23 protein-coding genes are annotated in these 25,722 nt (G+C 39.4%); 11 read left to right on the top strand and 12 right to left on the bottom strand.

What is annotated here, in order from left to right:
• Positions 1 to 7: 7 nt before the first annotated feature.
• Positions 8 to 820, top strand: coding sequence for an IclR family transcriptional regulator (locus MKL51_RS15835; RefSeq protein WP_005803024.1), 813 nt, complete (start codon positions 8 to 10; stop codon positions 818 to 820).
• A gap of 46 nt (positions 821 to 866) precedes the next feature.
• Here MKL51_RS15835 and MKL51_RS15840 read toward each other — a convergent pair whose 3' ends face one another.
• Positions 867 to 1,166, bottom strand: coding sequence for a hypothetical protein (locus MKL51_RS15840; RefSeq protein ID WP_005803025.1), 300 nt, complete (start codon positions 1,164 to 1,166; stop codon positions 867 to 869).
• Between the two features lie 14 nt (positions 1,167 to 1,180).
• Positions 1,181 to 1,762, bottom strand: coding sequence for a nicotinamide riboside transporter PnuC (gene pnuC / locus MKL51_RS15845; RefSeq protein WP_005803027.1), 582 nt, complete (start codon positions 1,760 to 1,762; stop codon positions 1,181 to 1,183).
• A gap of 245 nt (positions 1,763 to 2,007) precedes the next feature.
• On the opposite strand from pnuC, the gene MKL51_RS15850 reads away from it, so the two are divergent.
• Entirely contained in the window at positions 2,008 to 2,796 is a 789-nt protein-coding gene (locus MKL51_RS15850) for a crotonase/enoyl-CoA hydratase family protein (protein ID WP_005803029.1), read from the top strand.
• 111 nt (positions 2,797 to 2,907) lie between these two features.
• Here MKL51_RS15850 and pgaD read toward each other — a convergent pair whose 3' ends face one another.
• From pgaD to MKL51_RS15875, 5 genes are all read right to left on the bottom strand, one after another.
• Positions 2,908 to 3,327 carry a poly-beta-1,6-N-acetyl-D-glucosamine biosynthesis protein PgaD gene (gene pgaD / locus MKL51_RS15855; protein ID WP_002117522.1) on the bottom strand — a complete coding sequence of 140 codons (420 nt, stop codon included), beginning with the start codon at positions 3,325 to 3,327 and terminating at the stop codon, positions 2,908 to 2,910.
• Positions 3,328 to 3,410: 83 nt separating this feature from the next.
• Complete coding sequence (pgaC, locus tag MKL51_RS15860; protein ID WP_005803031.1) at positions 3,411 to 4,670, bottom strand: poly-beta-1,6-N-acetyl-D-glucosamine synthase; 1,260 nt, start codon at positions 4,668 to 4,670, stop codon at positions 3,411 to 3,413.
• A 13-nt stretch (positions 4,671 to 4,683) separates the two neighbouring features.
• Entirely contained in the window at positions 4,684 to 6,678 is a 1,995-nt protein-coding gene (gene pgaB, locus MKL51_RS15865; RefSeq protein WP_017481351.1) for a poly-beta-1,6-N-acetyl-D-glucosamine N-deacetylase PgaB, read from the bottom strand.
• A 246-nt stretch (positions 6,679 to 6,924) separates the two neighbouring features.
• Positions 6,925 to 7,263, bottom strand: a complete 339-nt coding sequence (locus tag MKL51_RS15870; protein WP_002117532.1) for an FKBP-type peptidyl-prolyl cis-trans isomerase — start codon at positions 7,261 to 7,263, stop codon at positions 6,925 to 6,927.
• An 88-nt stretch (positions 7,264 to 7,351) separates the two neighbouring features.
• Entirely contained in the window at positions 7,352 to 7,882 is a 531-nt protein-coding gene (locus MKL51_RS15875; RefSeq protein WP_005803035.1) for a YaeQ family protein, read from the bottom strand.
• A gap of 189 nt (positions 7,883 to 8,071) precedes the next feature.
• Between MKL51_RS15875 and dctA the strand changes: the two genes are divergently transcribed.
• Positions 8,072 to 9,334 carry a C4-dicarboxylate transporter DctA gene (gene dctA / locus MKL51_RS15880; RefSeq protein ID WP_270904353.1) on the top strand — a complete coding sequence of 421 codons (1,263 nt, stop codon included), beginning with the start codon at positions 8,072 to 8,074 and terminating at the stop codon, positions 9,332 to 9,334.
• Between the two features lie 45 nt (positions 9,335 to 9,379).
• On the opposite strand, the gene MKL51_RS15885 is transcribed toward dctA, so the two are convergent.
• Positions 9,380 to 10,378 carry a CobW family GTP-binding protein gene (locus MKL51_RS15885; protein WP_005803039.1) on the bottom strand — a complete coding sequence of 333 codons (999 nt, stop codon included), beginning with the start codon at positions 10,376 to 10,378 and terminating at the stop codon, positions 9,380 to 9,382.
• A 500-nt stretch (positions 10,379 to 10,878) separates the two neighbouring features.
• Between MKL51_RS15885 and MKL51_RS15890 the strand changes: the two genes are divergently transcribed.
• A complete protein-coding gene (locus tag MKL51_RS15890) occupies positions 10,879 to 11,079 on the top strand; it encodes a hypothetical protein (protein ID WP_005803041.1) in 201 nt (66 codons plus the stop codon).
• A gap of 131 nt (positions 11,080 to 11,210) precedes the next feature.
• On the opposite strand, the gene MKL51_RS15895 is transcribed toward MKL51_RS15890, so the two are convergent.
• From MKL51_RS15895 to MKL51_RS15910, 4 genes are all read right to left on the bottom strand, one after another.
• Positions 11,211 to 11,726: an acyl-CoA thioesterase gene (locus MKL51_RS15895; protein WP_005070756.1), complete on the bottom strand. Its 516-nt coding sequence runs from the start codon at positions 11,724 to 11,726 to the stop codon at positions 11,211 to 11,213.
• A 250-nt stretch (positions 11,727 to 11,976) separates the two neighbouring features.
• Positions 11,977 to 12,591, bottom strand: coding sequence for a MarC family protein (locus MKL51_RS15900; RefSeq protein ID WP_002117499.1), 615 nt, complete (start codon positions 12,589 to 12,591; stop codon positions 11,977 to 11,979).
• A gap of 11 nt (positions 12,592 to 12,602) precedes the next feature.
• Positions 12,603 to 14,669: a choline transporter gene (locus MKL51_RS15905; protein WP_005803043.1), complete on the bottom strand. Its 2,067-nt coding sequence runs from the start codon at positions 14,667 to 14,669 to the stop codon at positions 12,603 to 12,605.
• 121 nt (positions 14,670 to 14,790) lie between these two features.
• On the bottom strand, positions 14,791 to 16,413 hold the full coding sequence (locus tag MKL51_RS15910; RefSeq protein WP_005803045.1) for a BCCT family transporter: 1,623 nt from the start codon (positions 16,411 to 16,413) through the stop codon (positions 14,791 to 14,793).
• A 264-nt stretch (positions 16,414 to 16,677) separates the two neighbouring features.
• Between MKL51_RS15910 and betI the strand changes: the two genes are divergently transcribed.
• From betI to MKL51_RS15945, 7 genes are all read left to right on the top strand, one after another.
• A complete protein-coding gene (betI, locus tag MKL51_RS15915) occupies positions 16,678 to 17,301 on the top strand; it encodes a transcriptional regulator BetI (protein WP_005070763.1) in 624 nt (207 codons plus the stop codon).
• Entirely contained in the window at positions 17,294 to 18,766 is a 1,473-nt protein-coding gene (gene betB, locus MKL51_RS15920; RefSeq protein WP_017481349.1) for a betaine-aldehyde dehydrogenase, read from the top strand. The genes betI and betB overlap by 8 nt, the downstream gene beginning before the upstream one ends.
• Positions 18,767 to 18,861: 95 nt before the next feature.
• Positions 18,862 to 20,520, top strand: a complete 1,659-nt coding sequence (gene betA, locus MKL51_RS15925) for a choline dehydrogenase (protein WP_017481348.1) — start codon at positions 18,862 to 18,864, stop codon at positions 20,518 to 20,520.
• A 510-nt stretch (positions 20,521 to 21,030) separates the two neighbouring features.
• Positions 21,031 to 22,671: a malate dehydrogenase (quinone) gene (mqo, locus tag MKL51_RS15930; protein WP_017387098.1), complete on the top strand. Its 1,641-nt coding sequence runs from the start codon at positions 21,031 to 21,033 to the stop codon at positions 22,669 to 22,671.
• A gap of 90 nt (positions 22,672 to 22,761) precedes the next feature.
• Positions 22,762 to 23,232 carry a hypothetical protein gene (locus MKL51_RS15935; protein WP_005803052.1) on the top strand — a complete coding sequence of 157 codons (471 nt, stop codon included), beginning with the start codon at positions 22,762 to 22,764 and terminating at the stop codon, positions 23,230 to 23,232.
• A gap of 216 nt (positions 23,233 to 23,448) precedes the next feature.
• Entirely contained in the window at positions 23,449 to 24,327 is an 879-nt protein-coding gene (locus MKL51_RS15940; RefSeq protein ID WP_005803054.1) for a homocysteine S-methyltransferase family protein, read from the top strand.
• 5 nt (positions 24,328 to 24,332) lie between these two features.
• On the top strand, positions 24,333 to 25,667 hold the full coding sequence (locus MKL51_RS15945; RefSeq protein WP_017481347.1) for a basic amino acid/polyamine antiporter: 1,335 nt from the start codon (positions 24,333 to 24,335) through the stop codon (positions 25,665 to 25,667).
• Positions 25,668 to 25,722: the final 55 nt, after the last annotated feature.

Raw genomic sequence — 25,722 nt, forward strand, 5'->3', positions numbered from 1 at the left:
GACACGAATGAGCATAGCAATTGAAGAAGATTCGCACGAATCGGAAACAACAAAAAATGATGACCGATATTTAGTTCCCGGACTTGTACGGGGTTTAGCTATCTTGCAAGCATTTAATCAACAAGCGCAAGAAATGACCATTACAGAAATTGCTGAAATTTTAGAAGTGAACCGTTCTAGTGCATTTCGTTTGATTTATACACTCGAATCTTGCGGTTATTTAAGAAAAGCATCTCAAAAAACTTATGCTCTCGATTCCAAAGTCATGGAACTTGGTTTTAACAGTTTATCTAAACTTTCATTACTTGATTTATCGACACCTTTAATGAAAGAACTACGTGACCAGACCAAACTCGCGGTACATCTTTCTATTTTAGAAGGCACTCATATTGTCTTTGTAAATAATATCCAGTCGATGGGAACCTTCACGAGCAACATTAGTTTAGGAACTCGCTGGCCTGCCCATGCAACCGTGATTGGTCAAATGCTTTTATCTGATTTACCTGAAACTGAAGTACGTCAGCGTTACCGCAATTTTAGCGATTGGGACAGTTTCTCTGAACTGACGCCAACCAATTTAAAAGCGTTATTGCAAAGGCTTTCATACGTAAAAACTCAAAAAACCATGGTGAGCTGGGGTCATTACAATCACGATATGGCAGCCTGCGCGGCGCCTATTTTTAAACAGTCAAATGGTAAAATGGTCGCTGTTATCTCTGTAAGTTGTCCAATTACCACTTACGATGAAAGAACATTTAAAGAAGATATCGCAAACCTAGTTGTTGAAACAGCGAATAAAATTTCCAAATTTATTTATTAAAAAAAAGCGACGTTAAGTCGCTTTTTTTTAGATTTTATTTTATAAATCAAAAATTACTTTTTAAAACATTCCCATTCATATCCTGAAAGATAATTGTCGAATTATTTTCTTTAATATCAAATTTCAAATACTGTTGTTTAAACTGAATAACTGCATAAAACTCTTCAGCACCATCATCTAAACCAGTAGCTGAAATCTGGCTACCTTGTGGAAAACCGTTGAGCCATGCAGCGTTATAAAAATCAGATACAGAATTAAATTCACAATATTCTTTTGGCTTGGCCATTATTTTTGCAGCCATTTGATCAAACTGTTGTTGTTTATAAACCTCTAAGCTCAACAACATGATCGCTCTCCAAATTAAAGCTGGTTTGAGGCTAAAAGCTGTTTCTTTTTAACTTTTTCCCATTGATACCAACCATAAGCGGCCATCATAACAAATGCTGCATATAACGCAGCTGTTAAAAATAAATCTTTATAGATGAACATCCCGACATAAATAATATCGACAAATACCCAAAGTATCCAAGTCGCAATATGTTTTCGGCTAGTCCAATACGTTGCGAGCAAACTAAATGCGGCAAGTTGTGAGTCGAGCATAGGAACTGCTGCATCGGTAAAGTTTTTAAGAATTAAGCCAAAAAGCAAACCACCTACCGCAGCAATAATCATTTGGATGATAGCGGTTTGAACTGCAATCGGTTCAATTCGAATATCGTGATCTTGCTGCTTTCCTTTAAGCCAGTAGTAAAAGCCATAAAAATTTACCACCATAAAAAAGAACTGCAAAATCGTTTCGCCATATAGCTTAAATTCGTAAAACAAATACGCATATAAAACAAAGGCAAAGAAATTAAACAGCCAACACCACATATTACGGATTACCGTTAATCCGACTCCAATCAGGCTAATCAAGACCGCAAAGATTTCTAGAGGTGACATAAAACAGCTGCTTATTGAGATCAATTTGACGAGGTATTATGAGAAAAATATAAAGCTAAGCAAACTGCTAATTTAAATAAATGATGGAAATTAAAGTTATCTTAGGATTGGTCCTTTCGCATGAATTTGATTTACTTCAATACATAGACAAAAGAAATACTGATCGAGTCATCAACAAATTATATTTGCTAGTTTTTAAATGATTGTTTAAAACATGATTAAAGACAAATAAAGAGCATGACAATATGTCAAATCAAGAAGGAAAAGTCAGCCGTGAAACTCGCGGGCATATTTTTTTAATTGGTCTAGATCGGGCAGCAAAACGTAATGCTTTTGATAGTCACATGATCAAAGACTTATCACTAGCACTCACTGAATATGAAAATAATGATGCCCTGCGCTGCGCGGTTATTTTTGCTCATGGCGATCATTTTACAGCTGGTTTAGACCTAGTTGAGTTACAACCTAAACTCGCTACAGGTGTTTTTGATTTTAGTGAAAATGAGATTAACCCTTGGGGCACAATCGGCCAAAAGCTCAGTAAACCTTTGATAGTAGCGGTACAAGGTTATTGTTATACCGCTGGTATAGAACTATTTCTTAACGCAGATATTACGATTGCGAGTGAAAATACACAATTTGCTCAAATGGAAGTTCAACGTGGCATCTTACCTTTTGGCGGAGCTACTGCACGTTTTACTCAAGCCGCAGGCTGGGCCAAAGCCATGCGTTATTTACTCACTGGTGACTTTTTCGATGCAAAAGCAGCATTTGACATGAACCTGATTACCGAAATATGCCCAGAAGGCTCTCAGCTCAACCGTGCAATAGAACTTGCTGAATATGTTTCGCAAGCTGCTCCTCTTGCTGTAAAAGCGACTCTCGCCTCTGCTCGCGAAGCCATTAATGAAGGTTATGAAACTGCTTTTAGCCAATTACAGGGTCATCTTCAGCCTTTACTCACCACAGAAGATGTTCAAGAAGGTGTGTTTGCCATGTTGCAAAAAAGACCGCCTGTTTTCAAAGGTAAATAATACCCGCACAAGCACTGCACTCTACAGTTTAAAACTTATGGATATACTGAAATTAGCGTAAAAAAAGCCCACATGATGCGGGCTTTTTTCATTAATTTTCATTAATCTTCTTTATTCAACTCTAACGATTTTACCTAATTCATCATGGTGAACGACTGTAATTTTCTGACTACGTCCCTGCTCAATTTCATGTTCAGGTAAATCAAAATAGCGCGCATAATCATCTGTCTGTTTTGCTTTAAGCGCATTACCGCCAACACGATGCTCAGGCAGCACATGACTCCACAACAATAAGCAAATTGCACAAGCAATTAACGCAGTAATGCCATGTTCAATGCCCAAACCAAAGGCACTAAACAAACGGTGAACTAAATGTGTTTTTTGGAGTTCAGCCAATACCCAGATCAGTACAAATGGACGCCACAGCAACAACCAAACCGCCCACATCATGGCCGTGCTTGTTGTAGAAGCATAGCGTTTATGCCATGGTAATTGACGGCGTAAATCAATAATCAACGAATTTGTCTTCATTTCTCTCTTTACCTAACGAAGTGCTGCGGTTTTCCCCAGACATCAATACAGCACGATCTTTAAAATCTCATGACTCTTGCATTTCATCCACGAATGCCCCGATCCGGGCTCACCCAACGCGCACGTTTCTCATCTCCACGTTTTAAAACTTTCGGAAATGCCACAATAGTTGCCGAGATGGTGATTAGCCAAAAGACCAATGGATACCAGATCATCCAGAAATAGTTTTTTCCTAGATGTGGTTCATAACGACTATCCATCCATTTGCTTAAAGCAAACTGAATGAGACAAGTCGCCCCCAATAAAATACCGCTACCATACGGTAAAAATGGAGAGCTCACAACGGCTAAAGCAGGGACTGGTAAAATAAAATGTACCAACCATAATAAAGCCATCGCGAGCATTAAATATGACCAAACTAAGGTTAAGCACAGCTCAAACATTAATGGCCATAAAAAATTTAATTTTGGCTTAGTGAACACATCAATATTTTTAATTAATACTTGTGCTCCACCCATAGCCCAACGTAAACGTTGTTTCCACAAACCGTTTAAAGTTTCAGGCATTAAAATCCAGACTAAGGCATTCGGTTCAAAACGAATGTCCCAGCCTGCACGCTGCAATTTCCACGTAATATCGATATCTTCAGTCAACATATTTGGTGACCAATAGTCCACTTGGTGAACAGCGCTCTTACGAAAAGCGGTAATTACACCCGATACGGTAAATAAGCGTCCAAAGGTACGTTGTGCACGTTTAATCATGCCGACAATCGAAGAAAACTCACCGACCTGAATACGCCCTAATAAAGTTGAGCGAGTACGGATACGTGGGTTACCCGTCACAGCTGCAACTGTTGGATTTTCCTGAAAATGACGAATCATCCACTTTGCTGCATGAGGATCAAGTAAAGCATCCCCATCAATACCAATTAAAAACTCGGCATCGGTCATTAAGCTTCCGGCTTGCAACCCCATGGCTTTACCTTGGTTTTGAGCCAAATGAACAATACGGAGTTTTTCATGTTGTGCTGCTAAACGGTCGAGTACCTCGCCTGTATTGTCCGAGCTACCATCATTAATCGCAATCACTTCAAAATGAGGATAGTCCAGTTTTAACGCATGGCTAATGGTTTCTTCTGCATTATCCCCTTCATTAAAACAAGGAATTAACACAGCGACTTTTGGATAACTCTCTAATGGAGCAGGTTGATCGTAAGGCGGAGCCTGACGTTCTTTCCAATAGAAAATGATCGCGCCAATCATCCATAAATACGACATGAATAATGGATAATAGAAAACGAATTTTAAGGCATGCGACCATATTGCAGCAAAGATTGTCATGTTTTAGCCTCAACTACGGCACAAGACGAGATGATTTTTCAGCAAATGCTTTATGCATAGTGTCCACATCCGGTTGATCTTTAATTGGGTCATCTGGGTAATATCCGACATGCATTACACCTTGCTGATAAAGAGAATGAATTGTTGCGGCCATTTCAGTTGAAGGTACCTTTTCGTTTTTACGCCAGTCGGTTGCCTGTAATTCAAAAACAGTTTTCTTAATGCCATTTGGATATTGTTTCACACGATCAATCATGTCTTTATAGAATTGATCAGAGTTATCGACCTGTTCCATATACGGCATTGCCATAATAGCCGTAAAGTCATAGCGTTTTAACGACTCTTCAAGCGATTGTGAATACCAGTTTTCTGCATATGGTTTTAAAGCAACTTGCGCATATAAGTTACGTGCGGTGAGCAAGAACGGTTCATATTGTCGCACGTCATCAACAAGTTGCATTGCAAAATCATCTAGATATTTTGTCTTATATGCAGTCCACTTTTGCAAATCTTGATCGTTATCGCGAATTTTTGCCAAATCTGTAGGTAAACCTTGTTTCGCATAAGCTTTTAAGGCATCTGGGCTTGCATCTTCATAGTCAGATAAGGTGACGTCGTCATGGAATAAAATTCCGTTAAATGAAGATAACTTAGCCAAATCTTGATAAATCTCACGAATAGTTTGGCGTGCGTCTGCTGAGAACGGACTTAAACGGATATACCCCATGTTGAGGTGTTCACCAGATTTTGCCTGCTGAGTCACTACCAAATCTTTAGAAACTGGATCAGTTTTTGGTAGTTCCCATGCCAATAAAGGCATCCATGCATAAATACGACTTACAGGCGTACGGGTTTGAATTTGCCATGCTACACGGTTAAACAAGTCGGCACGCATTGGAAGGTGACGGTTCGGGAAATAAACCATATCGGCAGAGCCATTGGCATCTGGATCTGAAAATGCTTGTAAATAGACAGTATTTACACCCATCGCATTAATTCGGTCTAATAAGTGACCTAGATTACGCTCTTGCTGTTTCGGGTCTGGATCATAAATATAGTCCAGATCGATATGCATAATTTTTTGCGGACGATTGTTATCCGTTAAATTCAATTCACGATTTTTAATTTCTTGAGCCAAATCATCAGTCGTCATATCGCCTTCTACCAAAATACGGCTCATATTTTGTAGAGATTGTTTTGCGTGATCAGCCCCATCATCAAGTGTAATGGTAATTGGCATACCCAGCTTTTTAGCAATTTGAACAGTTTGCATATTATAGCGACCATAAGGCCAGACCATAATACGTGGTGAACGTAAGCCGTGTGCTTTTAGTAGTTCGTTATTTTTCTTTAAGTCGTTATAGATACGTGACTGATATTGTGCATCGTTCTCGTAAGTTTGAGTTTTTACATCATAAAAACGAGTTGTTGCAGCAGGTTCAGAGTTGCCTTGTGGGTTGCCTGTAATACCACGGTGCAAATGATAGCTATGGCTTGCGATCTCAACAAAGCCACTATCTTGCATCTCTTTCAGCTCAGGCCAGCTTAAGATTTTGTCACGTGGAATTTCTTCCCCTGAAAAATCGACTTTCTGCCCTGCTTTTGGCTCTAACCATGAACCTACGACAGCTAGAACAACCGGAATTTTTTTAGCTTTAATAATAGGATAAGCATTTTGATAAAAAGATTGATAACCATCGTCTACAGTTAATAGAACAGGTTTTGTAGGTAGTTGAAATTTACCTTGATGAGCACGGATCAACTGATCAACCGTAATAAAATGGAATCCATTTTTTTGCAGCCATTCAACATGCTGTGTAAATTGTTGCGTCGTTACTGCATATTGAGGAATTAATGCATTTTTAGTATCGGTAATTTCATGATAACCAATCACCGTAAGTGTTGATGCGTCCAGTTTAGGTGGTTTGGCTAATGCCATACCCGACAAGCCAGCCAAAGCCAAGCCAAGTGATATGTTCAACAAAGGAGATGCAAAGCGGATAATCATGAAATAGCGTCTCAATAACAATATAGATTATTTATGCGAAGTTTGATTTTTAGAACGCAAACTTTTTTGAAATTTGGTCTTAATATCATCCTGCCCACAAATGAACAGTTTTTCAGTTAGCATTTATAATCAAATAATCTGAAAATAATCTTAAATATTCATAAAGCTAAAATATAAATTAATAATGTATTTATATTTAAAGCTCATATAAACAAGAAAGCCCTCTAAAGGGCTTTAAGTTCTTCACTAGTCACGAGTTTTGACATCGAATAATTCAATTTCAAAAATTAAATTAGAATTAGCTGGGATAATCTTACCCATTTTACGCTCGCCATAAGCTAAATGAGCAGGTACGATTAATTTACGCTTGCCGCCAACTTTCATTCCCATAATGCCTTGGTCCCAGCCTTTAATTACACGGCCTGTTCCAATCACACATTCAAAATAATTACCGCGGTCAATTGAAGAATCGAATTTTGTGCCATCTTCTAACCAACCTGTATAGTGAGTCGTGATTAAAGCGCCTTTAACAGCCTCTTTACCCTCGCCTACTTTTAAATCGATAATTTCCAATTCATTTGACATGGTTTACCCCTTAATCTGAATCTTTAAAATCGCAGTTGGTACATTAGTGTACCAACTGAATCTGTAGAATTTGTTGCGCTTTTCTGTGTTACTGTAACTGTGTCCACACAACAGTTGCCTGGCCCTTTTCACCTAAAAGCGTCCACTCGTTGTCCATGACATTTAATTGAAGCTGCATCGTACGTTCACACAGTTGCTCTAGCTCTACTGTACTTTGAGGGGCAATTTGCCAAACCTGAACGTTACTTAACGTTTTAATTTTACTGTTTCGTTTCCACCAGTCTTCGACTTGTGTGCCATAAACAACAATCGCCACTGTTTTACAACGTGCACTGGCTTTTTTGACTTTATCTTCAGATGGCAAACCAACTTCAATCCATGTTTCTAACTGACCCGTTAAATCTTTTTGCCATAACGCTGGCTCGTCAGTTTCAAAAAGGTCTTTAGTAAACTCAAGCTCATCACTTGCGAAACGAGCAAAGGCCATCAAACGAACCATTAAGCGTTCTAAAGTTTCCGAAGGATGCAAGGCAAGCGTCAGTTGATAATCACCATAAATATGGTAATCCATATTGGCAATATTCAAGTCTGCCTTATAAATTGTTGCTTTAAGCGCCATGATTAATATGTCCCAAAATTTGGCGCTAAGGATACTCGATTTTGGATAAGAAATTATAAAAAAACTGAACAATCCAAAGCATAGTCATGTGAAATTTGCATATTCTTCCAAAACACTCAGCTTATTTTATAGTTGGCCGGCTTTTTGCTTTAGAGAGAGATATTTTCCTCTTGCTAAAATTGATGACTTATGTGGCTAAAGCTCAAGCGTAGTTTATTTTTACAGGTTCTTTGTGCTCTCTTTCTTGGGGTTGCAGTTGGAATCGGCTTTCATGATTTCTCCCTTTCTCTAAAGCCATTAGGTGATGGTTTTATTTCTTTAATTAAGATGCTGATTGCACCAATTGTGTTTTGTGTGGTTGTACTGGGAATCTATGGTGCAAACGACATTAAAAAAATGGGCAAAGTCGGTGCAAAAACCATTCTTTATTTTGAAGTGGTCACCAGTATTGCCTTAATTTTAGGCATTATTGTGGCTTATGTATTTAAACCGGGCGTCGGTATGAATATCGATATTAGCCATTTAGATGCAAAAGATTTAAGTACGTATACCGAACGTGCCCACGAGATGCATACGGGTTCGGAATTTCTACTCAATATTATTCCGAAGACCTTCACTGCTGCTTTTGCAAACGGCGATATTTTACAGGTTTTATTGATCGCTATTTTATTTGGTGTTTCCCTACTTTTAATTCCTAAACATTTAGCAGAGCTGGTACGTCAAGCGCTTGAAGCTTTTTCGGAAGTCTTCTTTAAAATTATGGGACTTATTATTCGTTTAGCTCCAATTGGTGTATTCGGTTCAGTCGCCTATACCACTGCTAAATTTGGTTTAGATTCACTCTTACAATTGGGTTATTTAGTTTTACTGTTTTATGCAACCTGCATTTTATTTGTCGTTATTGTTTTAGGTTCGATTTTAAAACTTGCCGGTCTCAACATTTTCAAATTTGTGGGCTATTTTAAAGATGAACTCGCTATTGTTTTAGGTACCGCTTCTTCTGACTCTGTTCTTCCTCAAATTATGAAAAAACTCAAAAATTTGGGAATTAAAGATTCAACTGTCGGTCTGGTTATTCCAACTGGTTATTCATTTAATCTAGATGGCTTTTCAATTTACTTAACTTTAGGCGTGATCTTTATTGCACAGGCCTGCAATATTAATTTGTCTATGCATGACTTACTGGCTATTTTGCTGGTTTCACTCATCACATCTAAAGGGGCGCACGGCATTCCCGGCTCGGCTTTAGTTATTCTTGCAGCCACGCTTTCAGTGATACCAAGTCTCCCTGCAATTGGCTTAGTGCTTCTACTTTCAGTCGACTGGTTTATCGGAATTATTCGTGCCTGTACCAACTTAATTGGTAACTGTGTCGCGACCGTAGTGATTGCTCACTGGGAAAAAGATATTGACCATGCGCAAGCTAAAGCTGTGTTAGATAGCCAACCTTAATCCCACTCTTCAGAGAACATTGAATTACTTTTGGTTTAATGTTCTCTATTCTTCAAGCTGACAGGCAAGTAATGCTGTTTCAAAAGCTAACCAATCATGGTTATGTTCGCTAATGATTTCAATACGGTTATCAATGCCCTCTTCACCAGACTTATAATTAAACTGATCAGGATTAAAGTTAAAAACTTTCCACCCTTGATCTGTGTTAAAAATTCCCTTAATTCGAAGCCAGTCTTGCTGCGCACATAATAAATCTAGCAAATTATAAAAATCGAATTTCCAGCGTTTAGGTAATTTCCAACCTGCCACAATATAGCCTTGTGCCGACTCGACATAATGATAAGGTAATTGCTGAATTTCCTTCTTAACCTCGGTTTCAGTCATTTGTTTTTGAAGTTTAAGTAAAGGTTGTATAAATCGCTCAGTTAAACGAGCAGCTACATCAATTTTATTTAACGCTAACTGACCATGTTCAGTTTTAATCCACTCTTGGTGATAAGGCTGGTATTCGTCTTTTAATAACTCAAGCGCTTGATCATCTTCAAAAGTCATCACATCGGTATGTGACACCACCACAATTTGGGCAGCTTTTAACTGATCTTCATAAAGGTTTTGTTTAACCCAATTGGTATCGTGTAAACGACTGCCATCTACCACCGTAATCAGTGCTCGCATGGCTAAACTACTTTGCCAATGAGGCTCAGTCAGTTGGTCAAATAACTGAGAAGGATGTCCAAGTCCAGTCGGTTCAATAAAGAGTCGATCTGGCTTTTGTTCACTCAATAGACGGGCTAAAGCAATATGCATCGGCAATTGACTGCTACAACATAAACAACCGCCTAATAGTTCTTTGACTGCATATCCTTCATCTTGAGGTAAGAGTTGTTGGTCTACTCCAATTTGTCCAAACTCATTCATTAATACAGCCCAAACCTCATCTTTAGGCTTTTGGCTTAATAAATGCTGTAATAATGTGGTTTTTCCTGCCCCTAAAAAACCGGAAATAATATGGGTAGGAACAGTTTTTGGGGCAATCAGTTTCACAAGCGGCTCAAATCAACAAGGTTCAAAAAACTAAGAAAGATATATCACTGTTTAAGTAGCATGAAAATGATTTTTCACTTTGAAGATATACTTTTCAATTATCAGGCCAAAATAGTTAATATGTGACATACATCTCATTTAAAATCTATATTAACTCTGGATAATTATAATTCAAACGGAATATTCTATTTAGGCGCATTCACAATTCATGCCAGAGTGTTAGGTTTACGTAACAAAGTTGATCTTTTTTCATTCGATAAGAAATATTTTTTCACATTTTAAGGTGTATTTAAGCCCTTTTATTTTACAGATTGCTCACATAAATGACCCGTATATTTCATATTGTTAAGATAGCCGTAATAGATTGTTAAGTTAATTGATGTAATACCAAGCTCGGCTTAGCATGTGTCCTAGCTTAGTCATTCAGCCATACAGGTTTCAGGTATGTATGAACGATTAGGTTTAATTTATTTTTAAATGAAATTTAAGGATGCCATAAAATGAAATTAGCTAAAACTTTACTCGCTACTACACTTGCTTTAACTGCTGCTTCAACTTTTGCTGCTTCTAAGCACGACCAAGCACATAACACTGCTGGTGAAGAAAAAGTTGTTGTTTCAACTCAAGAACAAGCAAACACTGCAAATGCTGCATCTGATGCTGTAGGTTCTGCTTCTGAAGCTGCTCCTGCAGCTCGTTAATTCTCTCAGCATTCTCCTCCAAGCTCAGAGATAATTTTACTGAAATGAAAAATGGACGCTGAATTTTGGTAAAGAAGAAAAGGATCGAACCATGCTGCGGTTCGATCCTTTTTTAATTCGATGTATTTTTTTTAAGAAGTTTTCTTATACATGCTACAAGATGGGTTGTGGTTTTCTTGCAGACGTAAAACCTTACGATGCTCAGCAGCTTCAAAGCGGCAACGCTTCCATTCTGTATTGAGATTTAATTGAGGTACTTCACATGGCTTGCCCTGTTCATCAACAGCAACCATCGTGAAATAACAGCTATTGGTATGGCGCACTGTCCGCTTCTGGATATTTTGCGCTTCAACACGGATTCCGACTTCCATTGAAGTACGACCTACATGGTTCACACTTGCCAAGAAGGTCACCAGCTCACCTACATAAATAGGTTCTTTAAAATTTACTTTATCTACAGATAAAGTCACCACGTAGCCACCCGAATAACGACTTGCGCAAGCATAAGCGACTTGGTCTAGTAGTTTTAGAATCGTACCACCATGAACATTACCTGAAAAATTTGCCATATCAGGCGTCATCAAAACTGACATCGTCAATTCAGACTGATCATCAGTTGCTGTGGTCATTTCATCTAATGTAGGCATAGCTCAACTCTGTCTTAAAACAAGCTCAGTCAACATTATGGTTGATAATTCACAAAAAAAACATGCTTAAATCCACAACATAGCATTGTATTTTTTAATATATTTGATTGTTTTTTAAAATTTAATTTTTTAAGACACTATTTTTAAAGTTATTTTTTAAAGCTGTTTTATTTATCTTAGAATTTTTTAGAAGATGCTATGCCATTTTATTCCATGTTCAATGGCATAGCAGGTTGTTATGAGTGACTTGCTAAACTTTATTAATGACGCCTGTCACACCATTAATGATCATATCAATGGCGATCGTACCAATTAATAAAGCAGATAAACGCCCAACAATATCAAAATAGCGGTCGATATGCTTGGCATGTTTATAGCGTAAATGATCATGTGAAAATTTCATTAAAATCAAAATACTGCAAGTTAAAAACAAAGTGAAGGCAATCACTAGGGCTGCTTCACCAATTGACATTTCAATTCCTGTGACTACCGCAGCGCTAATAGTCCCTGGACCGATCATAAACGGCATGGCAATGGTGCCAGCCAGATGTTCTGGAGCACCACGCATTTCTCCAATGGTGTCGGCACCCTGAAACACATAGCGGTAGCCAATCACCAAAAAGATAAGGCCTCCAAAAATCTGAAAGGCTTCAAAACGTACATTCAGATATTTACTAAAAATTGTTTCGCCGCCCCATGCAAATAGCATGAATACGACAAAAGCAATCAAACTTCCCTGAATCAGTGCTTTATTAAACACCTTGGCTTCTGAATGGCGGATCAGGCCAATCATATAAATGCTCATTAAAAATGGATTGAGCAACGAGAAAAATAAAGCAAAAGAATGTAGATAAGGAGAAGCCATGCATTTTCCTCTTAAGCTTGTGGATCTGGGAACAATGGACGATTCCCGGGGCTAATACGATTAATATGTAAGAACGTCATATGTCTTTCATATTTATCTAAAATATCGTTAATGACCTGTTCTTTACTGTAGCCAACCAGATCGTTATCTTGCGAGCCGTCATAAAGATAGGTTTCAAGTCGGAAATAGAACTGTTTGCCTCGTTTTACACGCTGACTGAAGTTCGGCGCGCTATAGCGTACAGGCCAGATCTGATAAACAAAGTTTTGCTCTTCTTCCAAATGGATAGTCAGATCTAAATGGTAAAGCGTATCTTCATCTTCAAGCGGGGTTTGCTGCACGTCCACATTCATACCCTGCTTAATCAACTCATCAGCAACAGCCTGAACAGCTGGCAAACACACCGTATCTAGCATGCGCTGTGTTTCAGTGGTTCCCGGATGATGCATGACTCGAGTTAAACGCTGTTTCCAGTTCAGAATATCAACGTTCCCTACCACTGGTGCCGCATTCATACTGCGACTAGCATGCCTGTAATCTTCAAGTCTGAGTGACTTATAAAGCCCTGCCATCACAAGGAACATCACAAAACTAAACGGCAAACCCATAATAATAGTTGCGTTTTGCAAGGCTGTAATGCCGTTGGTCATGAGCATGGCTAATGTGAGTAAACCAATCGCCACTGCCCAAAACACGCTTAACCAACGTGGAGCATCATTATCGATATTCGTGAGTTTAGTGGTGAAGTTACCTAAAACCAGAGCTCCTGAATCGGCAGAAGTCACGTAGAACAAAAGTCCTGTTACGGTGGCAATTGAAGCGATAAAGGTAAAGCCCGGATATTGCGCTAACAGGTCATAAAAACCATGAGCCGGATTTGCTAACACAGTCGCTGCTAAGGTTTGATTGCCTTCAAAAATAACGCTATGCAGAGCACTATTACCAAAAATAGATAACCACGTAAGTGTAAATAGAAGTGGAATAATTAAGGTACCGCATACAAACTCACGAATGGTACGTCCTCTTGAGATACGTGCCAAAAAGAGTCCTACAAATGGAGACCACGCAATCCACCACGCCCAGAAGAAGAAAGTCCAACTACTCATCCACTCTTTAGGCTGTTCAAAAGCAAAACTTTGTAATGCTAAAGCAGGGAAACGAGTTAAATAGTCACCAATATTTTGGACAAGGGCATTGAGTAAAAACTCAGTATTTCCCAAGAATAAAATAAACAGCAATAACCCGACCGAAACATAAATATTGATTTCAGATAAAATCCGCAGGCCTTTATTAACCCCAGATGTCACCGAAATAATACTAATACCCACTGCAACAGCAATCAGGATAAATTGCATCCAGATATTTTCTGGTAACCCCAATAACACATGTAGGCCGTAATTCAGCTGTACTACTCCAATCCCGCAGGTTGTTGCAATACCAAAAATTGTCCCGATCACGGCAGCTGTATCAACACTATGCCCAATCGCACCATTAATTCTGTTCCCGAAAATTGGGTAAAGTGCAGAACGAATGGTAAGCGGCAAATTATAACGATAGCTAAAGTATCCCAATGACATACCAATCAAGGCATACATACACCAGCCTGTTAAACCATAGTGAAACAATGTCCAAACCATACTTTGGCGTGCTGCTTCATAGGTTTGACCTGCTCCGACCGGAGGTTGCATATAATGAGATAGTGGTTCAGCGACCGAGAAGAACATGAGGTCGATACCAATACCAGCAGAGAACAGCATGGCAGACCAACTCAGTAAACTAAACTCAGGCTTTGAATGCTTAGGTCCTAATTTGATACTGCCATATCTTGAGCAGGCAATAAAAATCACGAAGGCCATATATAATGTTGCGGCGAGCAGATAATACCAACCAAAGGTTGAAGTCACCCACTGAAGCACGGCATTCATGACTCGATTTGCAAAATCGTTGAACAAAAACGTGACGAGAGAAAAAATTAAAATAAGTACAGCTGAAAAATAAAAAACCACACGGTTGAGCGGGTCTTTTTTAGATTTAGATAATGTTAAATCATCAACTGCTCTTGGATTATCTGTTGCCATACAATCCTCAAGGAATAAAATAAAAACAAAATATTTAATTTCGTCTTTTCACTCTTATTTAAAACAATGAAAAGACGACTTTAAACGCAAAAAAATAATATATAGATGTGATCGATTGAGGTTATAAAACCTCGGTCACTTTATTCTGTCCACAGTTCGATGGGACTGAAATGTCTTTTGAAACAGCTAACTGTTTTTTCACTAATTGAGGGTCAAAATCATCTTGCTTTAACGCTTTGGCTAAACCAAACATATAGAGCAAAATAATGACTGAAAATGGTAAACCACATAACACCACAGCACTTTGCATGGAGTTAAAACTACCGGCTAATAGCAAGCCAATACTTACAATGGTAATTACCACAGACCAAAAGACGCGTAACCAGATCGGTGAATCACTATCATTGGTGCCCCCTTTTGAGGACAAATTAGCGATCATTAGTGTACCAGAGCCAACTGGTGTCAAAAATAAAACGAAACAAATTACAACAACAATACCCGCAACGTACGGATTAAACGGCAGATATTCGAGTAATTTAAATAAAGATAATGCTGGATCAGTTAAGACCATATCACCTAATACTTTCTGTTTTTGCTGCAAGATAAAATAAATTGCAGTGTTTCCAAAAACTGAAATCCAAGCCAATGTAAAGCCTAGTGGAATCAGGCATACACCCAATACAACTTCACGAATGGTACGTCCTTTTGAAATACGGGCAATAAACATACCGACAAAAGGCGCCCAAGCAATCCACCAAGCCCAATAAAATACGGTCCACGAACCCAACCAGCCACTGGCTTTTTGATTGTACAAATACATATCAAAACTTTTACCAATAAAATTATTGAGATAATCGCCCGTATTTTGTACCAGACCATTTAATAAATGGTTAGTCGGACCCGTTAAAAATACAAATAAAAGTAAGGCATACAGCAGACGTAAATTAATACGCGACAACCATGCTAAACCTTTTTCAATACCAACCACTGTCGTAATCGTCGCAACGAACATCATGATGAGCACGGCAGTAATTAAGGTCGCTGAGTTATCCGGAATTTGCGGCAGTAAGTAACAAATGCCCGATACCAGCACTAATGCTCCGATTCCCAAGTTGGTGACTAAGGAAATAACCGTCGCTAAAATTCCAAAACCATCGACAAAATCACCCACCAAGCCATGTACTCGCTCTCCAAAAATTGGGTAAAGCGCCGAGCGAAGTGCTAATGGCAAGTTTTGTCTAAAAGCAAAGTAGCCTAAAGTAACTCCGAGCAATGCATAGAGCACCCAGCCATGAATCCCCCAATGCAAAAAGCTATAAGTCATCGCATTACGGGCTGCCTGAATCGTTCCTGCCTCGCCTTCTGGCGGTCTTAAAAAATGGTCAACCGGTTCGGCCACACCATAATAAAGTAGCGCAATACCAATCCCTGCCGAAAACAGCATTGAAGTCCAAGCCAAATAACTAAACTCTGGTTTGTCGTCATCTTTTCCCAAAGGAATCTGCCCTACTTTTGAAAAAGCGAGCCAACCAACAAAACCCAGACACAGCACAATAACCAGCATGTAATACCACCCAAAAAAGTGATTTACTTGCACTTGTACATAGGTCAGCCAAAACTGACTTTTTTCTGGAAACAGCACAAAAAGCAGGCCAAAAATACCGATACTGATTGCTGAACTCCAAAATACGAAACGATTTAACCGAATATGGTCTGAAGAATATCCATCACTTTTCAACACCATCTTATTGCTCCTTGCAATCGGTGTATTTTTCTCAAAATAACGTGATAAGTAATGTACTTATGCGCATCATCCTATCCTTAAGAACCTTTGATTTCACCTCTTTATTTTTAGAAGCTTGTTCAAAAATTCATTGATTTTTACATATCATACTTGTTATTGATTGAACGTTCAATCAATAACAAGTATGATAAAAAAGTGCTATGATGCTCTGCAAGTTAACATGTTGAATTTTAAGCACCACTAAAAGTGCTGATGTGGACAACCATGACAAAACGCAGAGTAAAACCAGAACATGTGCGACGTGAAGAAATCATGAACGCTGCACTCGACGTAATTTATGAAGTGGGGTTATCTAATACCACCATTGCACAAATTGCAAAAAAAGCCGAGCTGTCGACCGGCATTGTTAGCCATTATTTTGGCGACAAACAAGGGTTGATAAATACCTGCATGCAAGAAATGTTAAATGTTCTGCGTCGTAAAACCGAACAGTACAGAGCAGAAGCAGATTCGCATCCAGAGAGCCAGATTAAGGCCATTATCGACTCTAACTTTGACATTAGTCAGGTCAATGAAAAAGCAATGCGGGTCTGGTTGGACTTTTGGTCAGCAAGTATGCATGTACCAGACTTAAGCCGCTTACAAAAGATTAATGATCAACGCCTGTACTCCAACTTAAAGTTTTATTTTCTTAAGTTAATGGATGAACAACAGGCCAGTGTTGCCGCTAGAGGTTTGGCAGCATTGATTGATGGATTATGGTTACGAGGCAGTTTAAGCCGTCATAACGAATTTGACAGCAATCTTGCTCGTTCCATTGCTTACGATTATGTACAAACGCAATTGCAATTTGCGAACAAGCCTTTGCAGGAGAGACAAAATGAGTGATGTACAAGTTCATCAATTGTATATCCATGGACGCTACGTTAAAGCAACCAGTGGTAAAACATTTAATAGTATTAACCCTGCCAACGGCGAGACAATCGCGACTCTTCAGCAAGCTTCTGAACAAGATATTGAAGCTGCTGTACAAAGTGCCCAACAAGGACAAAAAATCTGGGCTGCCATGACTGCCATGGAACGTTCGCGTATTTTACGTCGTGCTGTCGACATTCTTCGTGAACGTAATGATGAGCTTGCCCGTCTTGAAACACTCGACACAGGTAAAGCTTTTAGCGAAACATCTACAGTCGACATTGTGACTGGCGCAGATGTACTCGAATACTACGCAGGACTTGCAACAGCCATTCAAGGTGAACAAGTTCCACTTCGCGAATCAAGTTTCTTTTATACACGCCGTGAACCGTTAGGTGTGGTTGCTGGTATTGGTGCTTGGAACTATCCAATTCAAATTGCTTTATGGAAATCTGCCCCTGCCCTTGCTGCGGGTAATGCCATGATTTTCAAGCCAAGCGAAACCACTCCACTCACTGCATTTAAACTTGCAGAAATCTATACAGAAGCTGGCGTTCCAGACGGCGTATTTAACGTGGTGCAAGGTCCTGGTCGTGAAATTGGTCAGTGGCTCACTGAACATCCTGTGATTGAAAAAATCTCATTCACTGGCGGTGTGGAAACTGGCAAAAAAGTCATGGCAAGTGCTGCTGGTTCTACGCTTAAAGAAGTGACCATGGAACTCGGTGGTAAATCTCCACTGATTATTTGTGAAGATGCCGACCTGAACCGTGCAGCAGATATTGCAGTCATGGCGAACTTCTTTAGCTCAGGTCAAGTATGTACCAACGGTACGCGTGTATTTGTTCCAAAATCACTTCTAGCCGACTTTGAAAAAGCCGTTGTAGAGCGTGTAAAACGTATTCGCATTGGCGACCCAATGGCTGAAGACACCAACTTCGGTCCACTCACTAGCTTCCCTCACATGGAAAAAGTGTTGTCTTTCATTGAGTCAGGCAAACAACAAGGCGCTAAAGTGTTAATTGGCGGTTGCCGCGCAACAGAAGGCGAACTTGCAAAAGGCGCTTATGTACTACCGACGGTATTTAGCGACTGCACTGACCAGATGGCGATTGTTCAAGAAGAAATTTTTGGACCTGTCATGAGCATTTTAAGCTATGAAACCGAAGAAGAAGTCATCCGTCGTGCCAACGATACCACCTTTGGTTTAGCTGCCGGCGTGGTTACTCAAGACATCAGCCGTGCTCATCGCATTATTCACCAAATTGAAGCAGGTATTTGCTGGATTAACACGTGGGGTGAATCGCCTGCCGAGATGCCAGTCGGTGGCTATAAACAATCTGGTGTAGGCCGCGAAAATGGCTTAACTACGCTTGGGCACTATACTCGTATCAAATCTATTCAAGTTGAACTTGGCGATTATCAAAGCATTTTTTAATGCCTCCATCGCTTTAAACACTTCAACCTAAATCACATATGCCGAGCAGTCTTTATAGATTGCTCAGGCAAACTGTTAGTAAAAAAAGGATAGTTATGAATATTAAAGAATATGATTACATTATTATTGGCGCAGGATCTGCCGGAAATGTACTCGCTGCGCGTCTTACTGAAGACAAAGATACCACCGTTTTATTATTAGAAGCGGGTGGACCAGATTATCGCTTGGATTTCCGTACACAAATGCCGGCAGCTTTGGCCTACCCTCTTCAAGGCCGTCGCTATAACTGGGCTTATTTAACTGATCCTGAGCCACACATGAATAACCGCCGTATGGAATGTGGTCGTGGTAAAGGTTTAGGGGGTTCATCTTTAATTAACGGCATGTGCTATATCCGCGGTAATGCAATGGATCTAGAACAATGGGCAACACATAAGGGCCTTGAAAACTGGTCTTATGCCGACTGTTTGCCATACTACAAAAAAGCCGAAACCCGTGACATTGGTGAAAATGACTACCATGGCGGCAATGGTCCTGTGTCCGTTGCTACTCCTAAAAATGGCAACAATGTGTTGTTCCATGCCATGGTTGAAGCTGGTGTACAAGCCGGTTACCCGCGTACTGATGACTTAAATGGTTACCAGCAAGAAGGCTTTGGTCCAATGGACCGTACAGTTACCCCAAAAGGTCGCCGTTCAAGTACTGCACGTGGTTATTTGGATATGGCAAAAGGTCGTCCAAACCTGACCATTCTGACTCACGCTACAACCAATAAAATATTGTTTAATCAAAAGCAAGCCATTGGTGTTGAATACATTATTGGTGCTGACCAAAACAACTTGCAACGCGCATTGGTTAAACGCGAAGTCTTACTATGCGCAGGCGCAATTGCGTCACCACAAATTTTACAACGTTCAGGTGTGGGTCAAAGTACCTTCTTAAAATCAATGGACATTGATGTGGTTCATGATTTGCCGGGCGTAGGTGAAAACCTGCAAGACCATCTAGAAATGTACTTACAATATAAATGTAAGCAACCTGTTTCTTTATACCCTGCCTTGAAATGGTATAACCAACCTGCAATTGGTGCCGAGTGGTTATTTAACGGTACAGGTATTGGTGCAAGTAACCAGTTTGAAGCAGGCGGATTTATCCGTAGTTCGGATGAATTTACATGGCCAAATATCCAGTATCATTTCTTGCCAGTTGCTATTAACTACAACGGTAGTAATGCAGTGAAAGAACATGGTTTCCAGGCTCATGTAGGTTCAATGCGTTCACCTTCACGCGGCCGTATCAAACTTAAATCGAAAGATCCATTTGAGCATCCAAGTATCTTGTTTAACTACATGTCGACTGAACAAGACTGGCGCGAGTTCCGCGATGCAATTCGTATTACTCGTGAAATCATGCAGCAACCTGCACTTGACCCATATCGTGGTGAAGAAATTAGTCCGGGCAAACATTTGCAAACCGATGCAGAGCTTGATGACTTTGTTCGTAACCATGCAGAAACAGCTTACCATCCATCTTGTAGCTGCAAGATGGGTGAAGATGAAATGGCTGTTGTAGATGGTCAAGGTCGTGTACACGGTATGCGTGGTTTACGTGTTGTCGATGCCTCTATCATGCCGCTCATTATTACCGGTAACTTAAATGCAACTACCATTATGATTGCCGAGAAAATTGCAGACCAAATTCGTGGACGTGAAGCGTTACCACGTTCAACTGCACCATTCTATGTAGCATCATAAAATCTGAAAGGGCATATTTCTTATGCAGAGATATGCCCTTAATTTAATCTTTATATAACCAATATTAATAATAACAATGTATGACAGAAAATGAGCGCTTACGAGCAGCTTATTTACATAAATATGATATGAAATAAAAATTAATCGATTTTTATAGGCAAATATTCTTCAAATGATTTAACTTTAATCAAATTAAAATTATTAATTTGATTTCAAATATTTAAATAAAAATATTTGGCTTAAATTATCTTTTCAAAGCTCAATTTGATTAAATATAAATCATATTTATGATTTTGATGAACCCCATTTATTATAAAAATTGTCTTGTCAATGCAAAATTAGTCTAAAATATAGAGTGTTTGCGATAATCCCAAGTAATTTTTATTTTTTTCGAAGTTCTCTAATTTTGAGAATTTACTTTCGCATTTATATCCGTTTTGTCTGGATACGCTGTCTAGGTTTCCTCACACCTTAAGTGACTCAAATAACTTATTTTAAGGTCCCCCTTACATGAAAAAGTTTTTGAAATACCTTCTGGTATTAATCATTCTTATTCTAATTGCAGGTATTGCATTCTTGTTTAGACCAACAACGTCAAAACAAGTTGAAACTGCAAAAGATGAGCCAGTTGTTGATGCTGTTCTTGTTGGCGGCGGCATCATGAGTGCTACTCTTGGTACTTATTTAACTGAGCTTGAACCAAACTGGCAAATTCGTATGTTTGAGCGTCTTGATCAAGTTGCTCAAGAAAGCTCAAACGGCTTTAACAATGCCGGAACAGGCCACTCTGGCTTTATGGAAATGAACTATACCGAAGAGAAAAACGGTAAAATGGAAATTGCCAAAGCTGAAAAAGTTGCTTCTCAATTTGAAGTTGCTAAACAGTTCTGGTCATATCAGGTAAAACAAGGCGTTTTAGCTGAACCGAAATCATTCATTAATCCAGTTCCGCATATTGCTTTCGTTTGGGGCGATAACGTTCAATTCTTAGAAAAACGTTATGCTGCCATGATTCAAAGCCCGTTGTTCAAAGGTATGAAATTTACTGAAGACCCTGCTGTGATTAAACAATGGGCACCTTTAGTCATGAATGACCGTGATCCAAGTCAAAAAGTTGCCGCGACCCGTATGGATGTTGGCTCTGACGTGAACTATGGTTCAATCACTAAACAATTAGTAGGTCATTTAAATCAAAACCCGAATTTCAAATTACAGACATCAACTGAAGTGACAGGCATCAGCCAAAATGATGACAAAACTTGGACTGTGTCTTTCAAAAATTTGAAAACTGGTAAAGTAGATCACGTTAAAACACGTTTTGTATTTATCGGTGCAGGCGGTGCAGCAGTTAAATTATTGCAACTTACTGGTTTACCAGAAGCGAAACAATATGCTGGCTTCCCTGTTGGTGGTGAGTTCTTAATTACTGACAACCCAAAAATTACTGCTGAACACACAGCAAAAGTGTATGGCCGTGCTGAACTTGGTGCGCCTCCAATGTCTGTACCGCATATTGATACACGTTATATCGACGGTAAAAAATATGTATTGTTTGGCCCATTTGCAACGTATTCAAACAAGTTCCTGAAAAATGGTTCTCAGCTTGATTTACTTGCATCAACCAACAAAAACAACGTTTTACCAATGACCACTGTTGGCTTGGAAAACCTTGATCTTGTTAAATACTTGGTGAGCCAAGTCATGATGTCAGATGAAGACCGTCTAAATGAACTTCGTAAATACTACCCAGATGCGAAAGCTGAAGACTGGCGTTTAAGCCAAGGTGGTCAACGTGTTCAGATCATCAAGAAAGAACCGGGTAAACCAGCAACGCTTCAATTCGGTACAGAAATCTTTGCGTCTAAAGATGGTGCTGTAACTGCATTGTTAGGTGCGTCTCCGGGTGCTTCGACTTCTCCATACATCATGCTTAACTTACTTGAAAAAGCTTTCCCTGAGCAAACTGAAGGTAAGTGGAACCAGAAGCTTCATGAAATTGTAGTGTCTTATAAACAAGACTTAAGCAAAGATCCTGTGTTACTCGACAAAGTTCGCCAGTACACAAGTTCTACACTTGGCTTGAACTATACATCTCCGTTCAAGGCTGCAAACGATGAAACTGCTGCTGCCCCAGTTGCAAAAGCAAATTAAGTTTGACGATGTATAAATAAAATTCCAAAAGGATGAATTTCGATTCGTCCTTTTGTTTTTAAGACCTCAGCTGAGATATTTAGATTCGCTATGACGCCTTTAAAATCATCACCTCGCCTTTTGTCATCTGGTTTTAAGCTCGTGCTTTTTTTGCTGCTGGCTTATCTTTTGGTAAGCGGTTTTTATATATGGATGATTGGTGGTACAGCAATTTACATCAGCTCAGCCGTACTACTTGCCATCACCGCTTATGCATTTAAGCTCGGTAAATATCAAAAGCTATGTTCTGTTTTAAATCTGCTCATCAGTGCAGCGGCGTTATATTTCAGTACTGCTCATTTATTTTTCTCCCCTGTTCAATTCTTTATATTTTTACCTGCCTTATTTTTTGTACTGTTAGCTTTTGCTCGCCTAGAAAAAGTTCGCAGCTTATCTAAGGTTTTATTATTCATTAGTTTATTGATTTGGTCAGGCATACATTTTATGCAACTTGAACAACTTAAAGCGTATTATAAAACGCAGCACACTGGCGAAAGTTGGCAGCAATTTGGCGCGTTATAAGATCATTTTTTATTCAATGTGTTCAAATAAATACCTCATCTTTTTCACGTGAAGTTCATCAGTAAAACTGAACATCGTCTACAGAAATCCTCTTAAGAAAAAATATTCATAACAATCTAATTTATTTAGAAATATATCGAGCATATTCGCGATTGAACACAATCCATCTACACGCTAGATTAATCAAATATTTTTTCTCCCTTTATGTTGTAATTTATGAAGATTTTAGATGGCGGTTTAGGCCGTGAATTGGCCCGTCGTGGCGCTCCGTTTCGTCAACCAGAGTGGTCTGCACTTGCACTCATTGAAGCTCCAGAAACAGTAAAAGAAGTACATCTTGATTTTATCAATGCTGGTTCAGAAGTGATTACCACCAATAACTATGCTGTTGTGCCATTTCATATTGGACAAGAACGCTTTGAAACTGACGGTGTGCGTTTAATTAAAGTTGCAATTGAACAGGCAAAAAATGCAGTTAAAGAAAGCGGTAAAAATGTCAAAATCGCAGGCTGCTTACCACCGTTATTTGGTTCTTATCGTGCCGACCTGTTCCAACCTGAACAAGCTAAAAGCCTTGCTGAGCCGATCATTAACACATTGGCACCAGAAGTAGATTTCTGGCTCGCTGAAACTCAATCGTGCTTAAAAGAAGTTGAAACAGTACATGCGTTATTACCACAAGATGGTAAAGACTATTGGGTATCATTTACGCTGCAAGATGAGATTAAACAAGAACAAGCACTCCTTCGTTCTGGTGAAAATATGCAGCAAGTGGCTGAGTTCATCAAACAATCAAATGCCAAAGCAGTGTTGTTTAACTGCTGCCAACCTGAAGTGATCTTGCAAGCAATTAATGAAATTAAAGGTCTTATTCCAGAGTCTGTGCAAATTGGTGCTTATGCCAATGCTTTCCCACCGCAAGATGAAAGCGCTACTGCCAACGATGGTCTGGATGAAATTCGTAAAGACTTAGATGCTCCAGCTTATCTAGGTTTTGCTAAACAATGGCAGCAAGCAGGTGCAAGTTTAGTGGGTGGTTGCTGTGGTATCGGGCCAGAACACATTGCTGAACTTTCTCAATTTTTTAAAGAATAAATACCATGTCTGCTGCCAAAATCGGATTATTGTCTCTTACAGCGCTGGTCTTTAGTTCTATGGTGGGGTCAGGCGTCTTTAACCTCCCCCAAAATATGGCTCAGGTTGCCAATGGTTCTGCCCTTCTAGTCGCATGGCTCATTACTGGGGTCGGTATTATTTTCTTGGCCCTCTCATTGTTGCATTTAACGCGTCAACGACCAGATCTTGACGGCGGTATTTATAACTATGCACGAGAAGGCTTTGGAGACCTGATCGGGTTTTGCTCAGCGTGGGGCTATTGGTTGTGTACTACCATTGGTATTGTCGGTTATGTGGTGATTGCCTTTTCAGGCGTCGGCATGTTTACCGATAACAAAGACCATATTATTTTTGGTGAAGGTAATACGCTCTATTCACTGATTGGCTCAAGCATTTTTGTGTGGCTGGTGCACTGGTTAGTAAGTCGAGGCATTAAAGAAGCTGCGATTGTGAATTTACTGGCGACCATTGCCAAAATTATTCCAATGGTAGTTTTCATCTTCTTTACCTTCATTGCCTTTAAGTTTGATTTGTTCAAACTCAACTTACATGACTTTTCTTTGCAAGTTCCACTTTGGCAGCAAGTGAAAGACCTGATGTTGATTACCCTTTGGGTATTTACCGGTATTGAAGGTGCTGTAGTTTTATCATCACGTGCAAAAAAACGTCATGATATTGGTAAAGCAACTATTTTAGGTGTTTTGCTGGCATTAAGTTTTTACGTGATGGTGACCGTATTGGCTTATGGTGTGGCAAGTCGTGAAGCGCTTGCAGGCATGCATAACCCATCAATGGCGACCATTTTGCAGCAACTGATCGGCTTGCCGGGTACCATCATTATTACCATTGGACTCATTATTTCTGTTGCATCCTCTTATTTAAGTTGGACTTTATTTGCCACTGAAATTCCATTTCTGGCTGCAAAAAATGGTGCTTTCCCGAAATTTTTTTTAAAGAATAATCAAAATAATGTACCAATCTCATCACTTTGGCTGACGACGCTTGTGGTGCAAGGCTCACTCATTGCCGTGTATTTTTTCAATAAAAACTACACTCAGCTTTTATTGATTTCATCGGTCATGATTTTGCTGCCTTATTTTCTGGTGTCGGCTTTTTACCTTAAAGAATCCATTCGCCATAAACGTACACCTCATATTGCGATTGCAAGCGTTGCTTCAATCTATGCGCTTTGGTTGCTCTATGCCGCAGGACTAGACTTACTACTCTTGTCTGGTGTGTTGTATTTGGTCGGTTTGGTTATTTTTTCAATCAGCTACTTTGAGCATAAAAAATCGCTCAAACAAAATCAGCTAAATTAATTATTTCAACCACTGTTGACCCAGTTCAGCAGTGGTTTTCTAAGAATAAAACTCT

Source organism: Acinetobacter sp. AOR18_HL (genome assembly GCF_027855145.1).
Lineage (GTDB): Bacteria > Pseudomonadota > Gammaproteobacteria > Pseudomonadales > Moraxellaceae > Acinetobacter > Acinetobacter pittii.

Bases quoted from the DNA above. Each gene is read 5' to 3' on its own strand.
- MKL51_RS15835 (WP_005803024.1), top strand. From the start codon at position 8: ATGAGCATAGCAATTGAAGAAGATTCGCACGAATCGGAAACAACAAAA.
- MKL51_RS15840 (WP_005803025.1), bottom strand. From the start codon at position 1,166: ATGTTGTTGAGCTTAGAGGTTTATAAACAACAACAGTTTGATCAAATG.
- pnuC (WP_005803027.1), bottom strand. From the start codon at position 1,762: ATGTCACCTCTAGAAATCTTTGCGGTCTTGATTAGCCTGATTGGAGTC.
- MKL51_RS15850 (WP_005803029.1), top strand. From the start codon at position 2,008: ATGTCAAATCAAGAAGGAAAAGTCAGCCGTGAAACTCGCGGGCATATT.
- pgaD (WP_002117522.1), bottom strand. From the start codon at position 3,327: ATGAAGACAAATTCGTTGATTATTGATTTACGCCGTCAATTACCATGG.
- pgaC (WP_005803031.1), bottom strand. From the start codon at position 4,670: ATGACAATCTTTGCTGCAATATGGTCGCATGCCTTAAAATTCGTTTTC.
- pgaB (WP_017481351.1), bottom strand. From the start codon at position 6,678: ATGATTATCCGCTTTGCATCTCCTTTGTTGAACATATCACTTGGCTTG.
- MKL51_RS15870 (WP_002117532.1), bottom strand. From the start codon at position 7,263: ATGTCAAATGAATTGGAAATTATCGATTTAAAAGTAGGCGAGGGTAAA.
- MKL51_RS15875 (WP_005803035.1), bottom strand. From the start codon at position 7,882: ATGGCGCTTAAAGCAACAATTTATAAGGCAGACTTGAATATTGCCAAT.
- dctA (WP_270904353.1), top strand. From the start codon at position 8,072: ATGTGGCTAAAGCTCAAGCGTAGTTTATTTTTACAGGTTCTTTGTGCT.
- MKL51_RS15890 (WP_005803041.1), top strand. From the start codon at position 10,879: ATGAAATTAGCTAAAACTTTACTCGCTACTACACTTGCTTTAACTGCT.
- MKL51_RS15895 (WP_005070756.1), bottom strand. From the start codon at position 11,726: ATGCCTACATTAGATGAAATGACCACAGCAACTGATGATCAGTCTGAA.
- MKL51_RS15900 (WP_002117499.1), bottom strand. From the start codon at position 12,591: ATGGCTTCTCCTTATCTACATTCTTTTGCTTTATTTTTCTCGTTGCTC.
- MKL51_RS15905 (WP_005803043.1), bottom strand. From the start codon at position 14,669: ATGGCAACAGATAATCCAAGAGCAGTTGATGATTTAACATTATCTAAA.
- MKL51_RS15910 (WP_005803045.1), bottom strand. From the start codon at position 16,413: ATGGTGTTGAAAAGTGATGGATATTCTTCAGACCATATTCGGTTAAAT.
- betI (WP_005070763.1), top strand. From the start codon at position 16,678: ATGACAAAACGCAGAGTAAAACCAGAACATGTGCGACGTGAAGAAATC.
- betB (WP_017481349.1), top strand. From the start codon at position 17,294: ATGAGTGATGTACAAGTTCATCAATTGTATATCCATGGACGCTACGTT.
- betA (WP_017481348.1), top strand. From the start codon at position 18,862: ATGAATATTAAAGAATATGATTACATTATTATTGGCGCAGGATCTGCC.
- mqo (WP_017387098.1), top strand. From the start codon at position 21,031: ATGAAAAAGTTTTTGAAATACCTTCTGGTATTAATCATTCTTATTCTA.
- MKL51_RS15935 (WP_005803052.1), top strand. From the start codon at position 22,762: ATGACGCCTTTAAAATCATCACCTCGCCTTTTGTCATCTGGTTTTAAG.
- MKL51_RS15940 (WP_005803054.1), top strand. From the start codon at position 23,449: ATGAAGATTTTAGATGGCGGTTTAGGCCGTGAATTGGCCCGTCGTGGC.
- MKL51_RS15945 (WP_017481347.1), top strand. From the start codon at position 24,333: ATGTCTGCTGCCAAAATCGGATTATTGTCTCTTACAGCGCTGGTCTTT.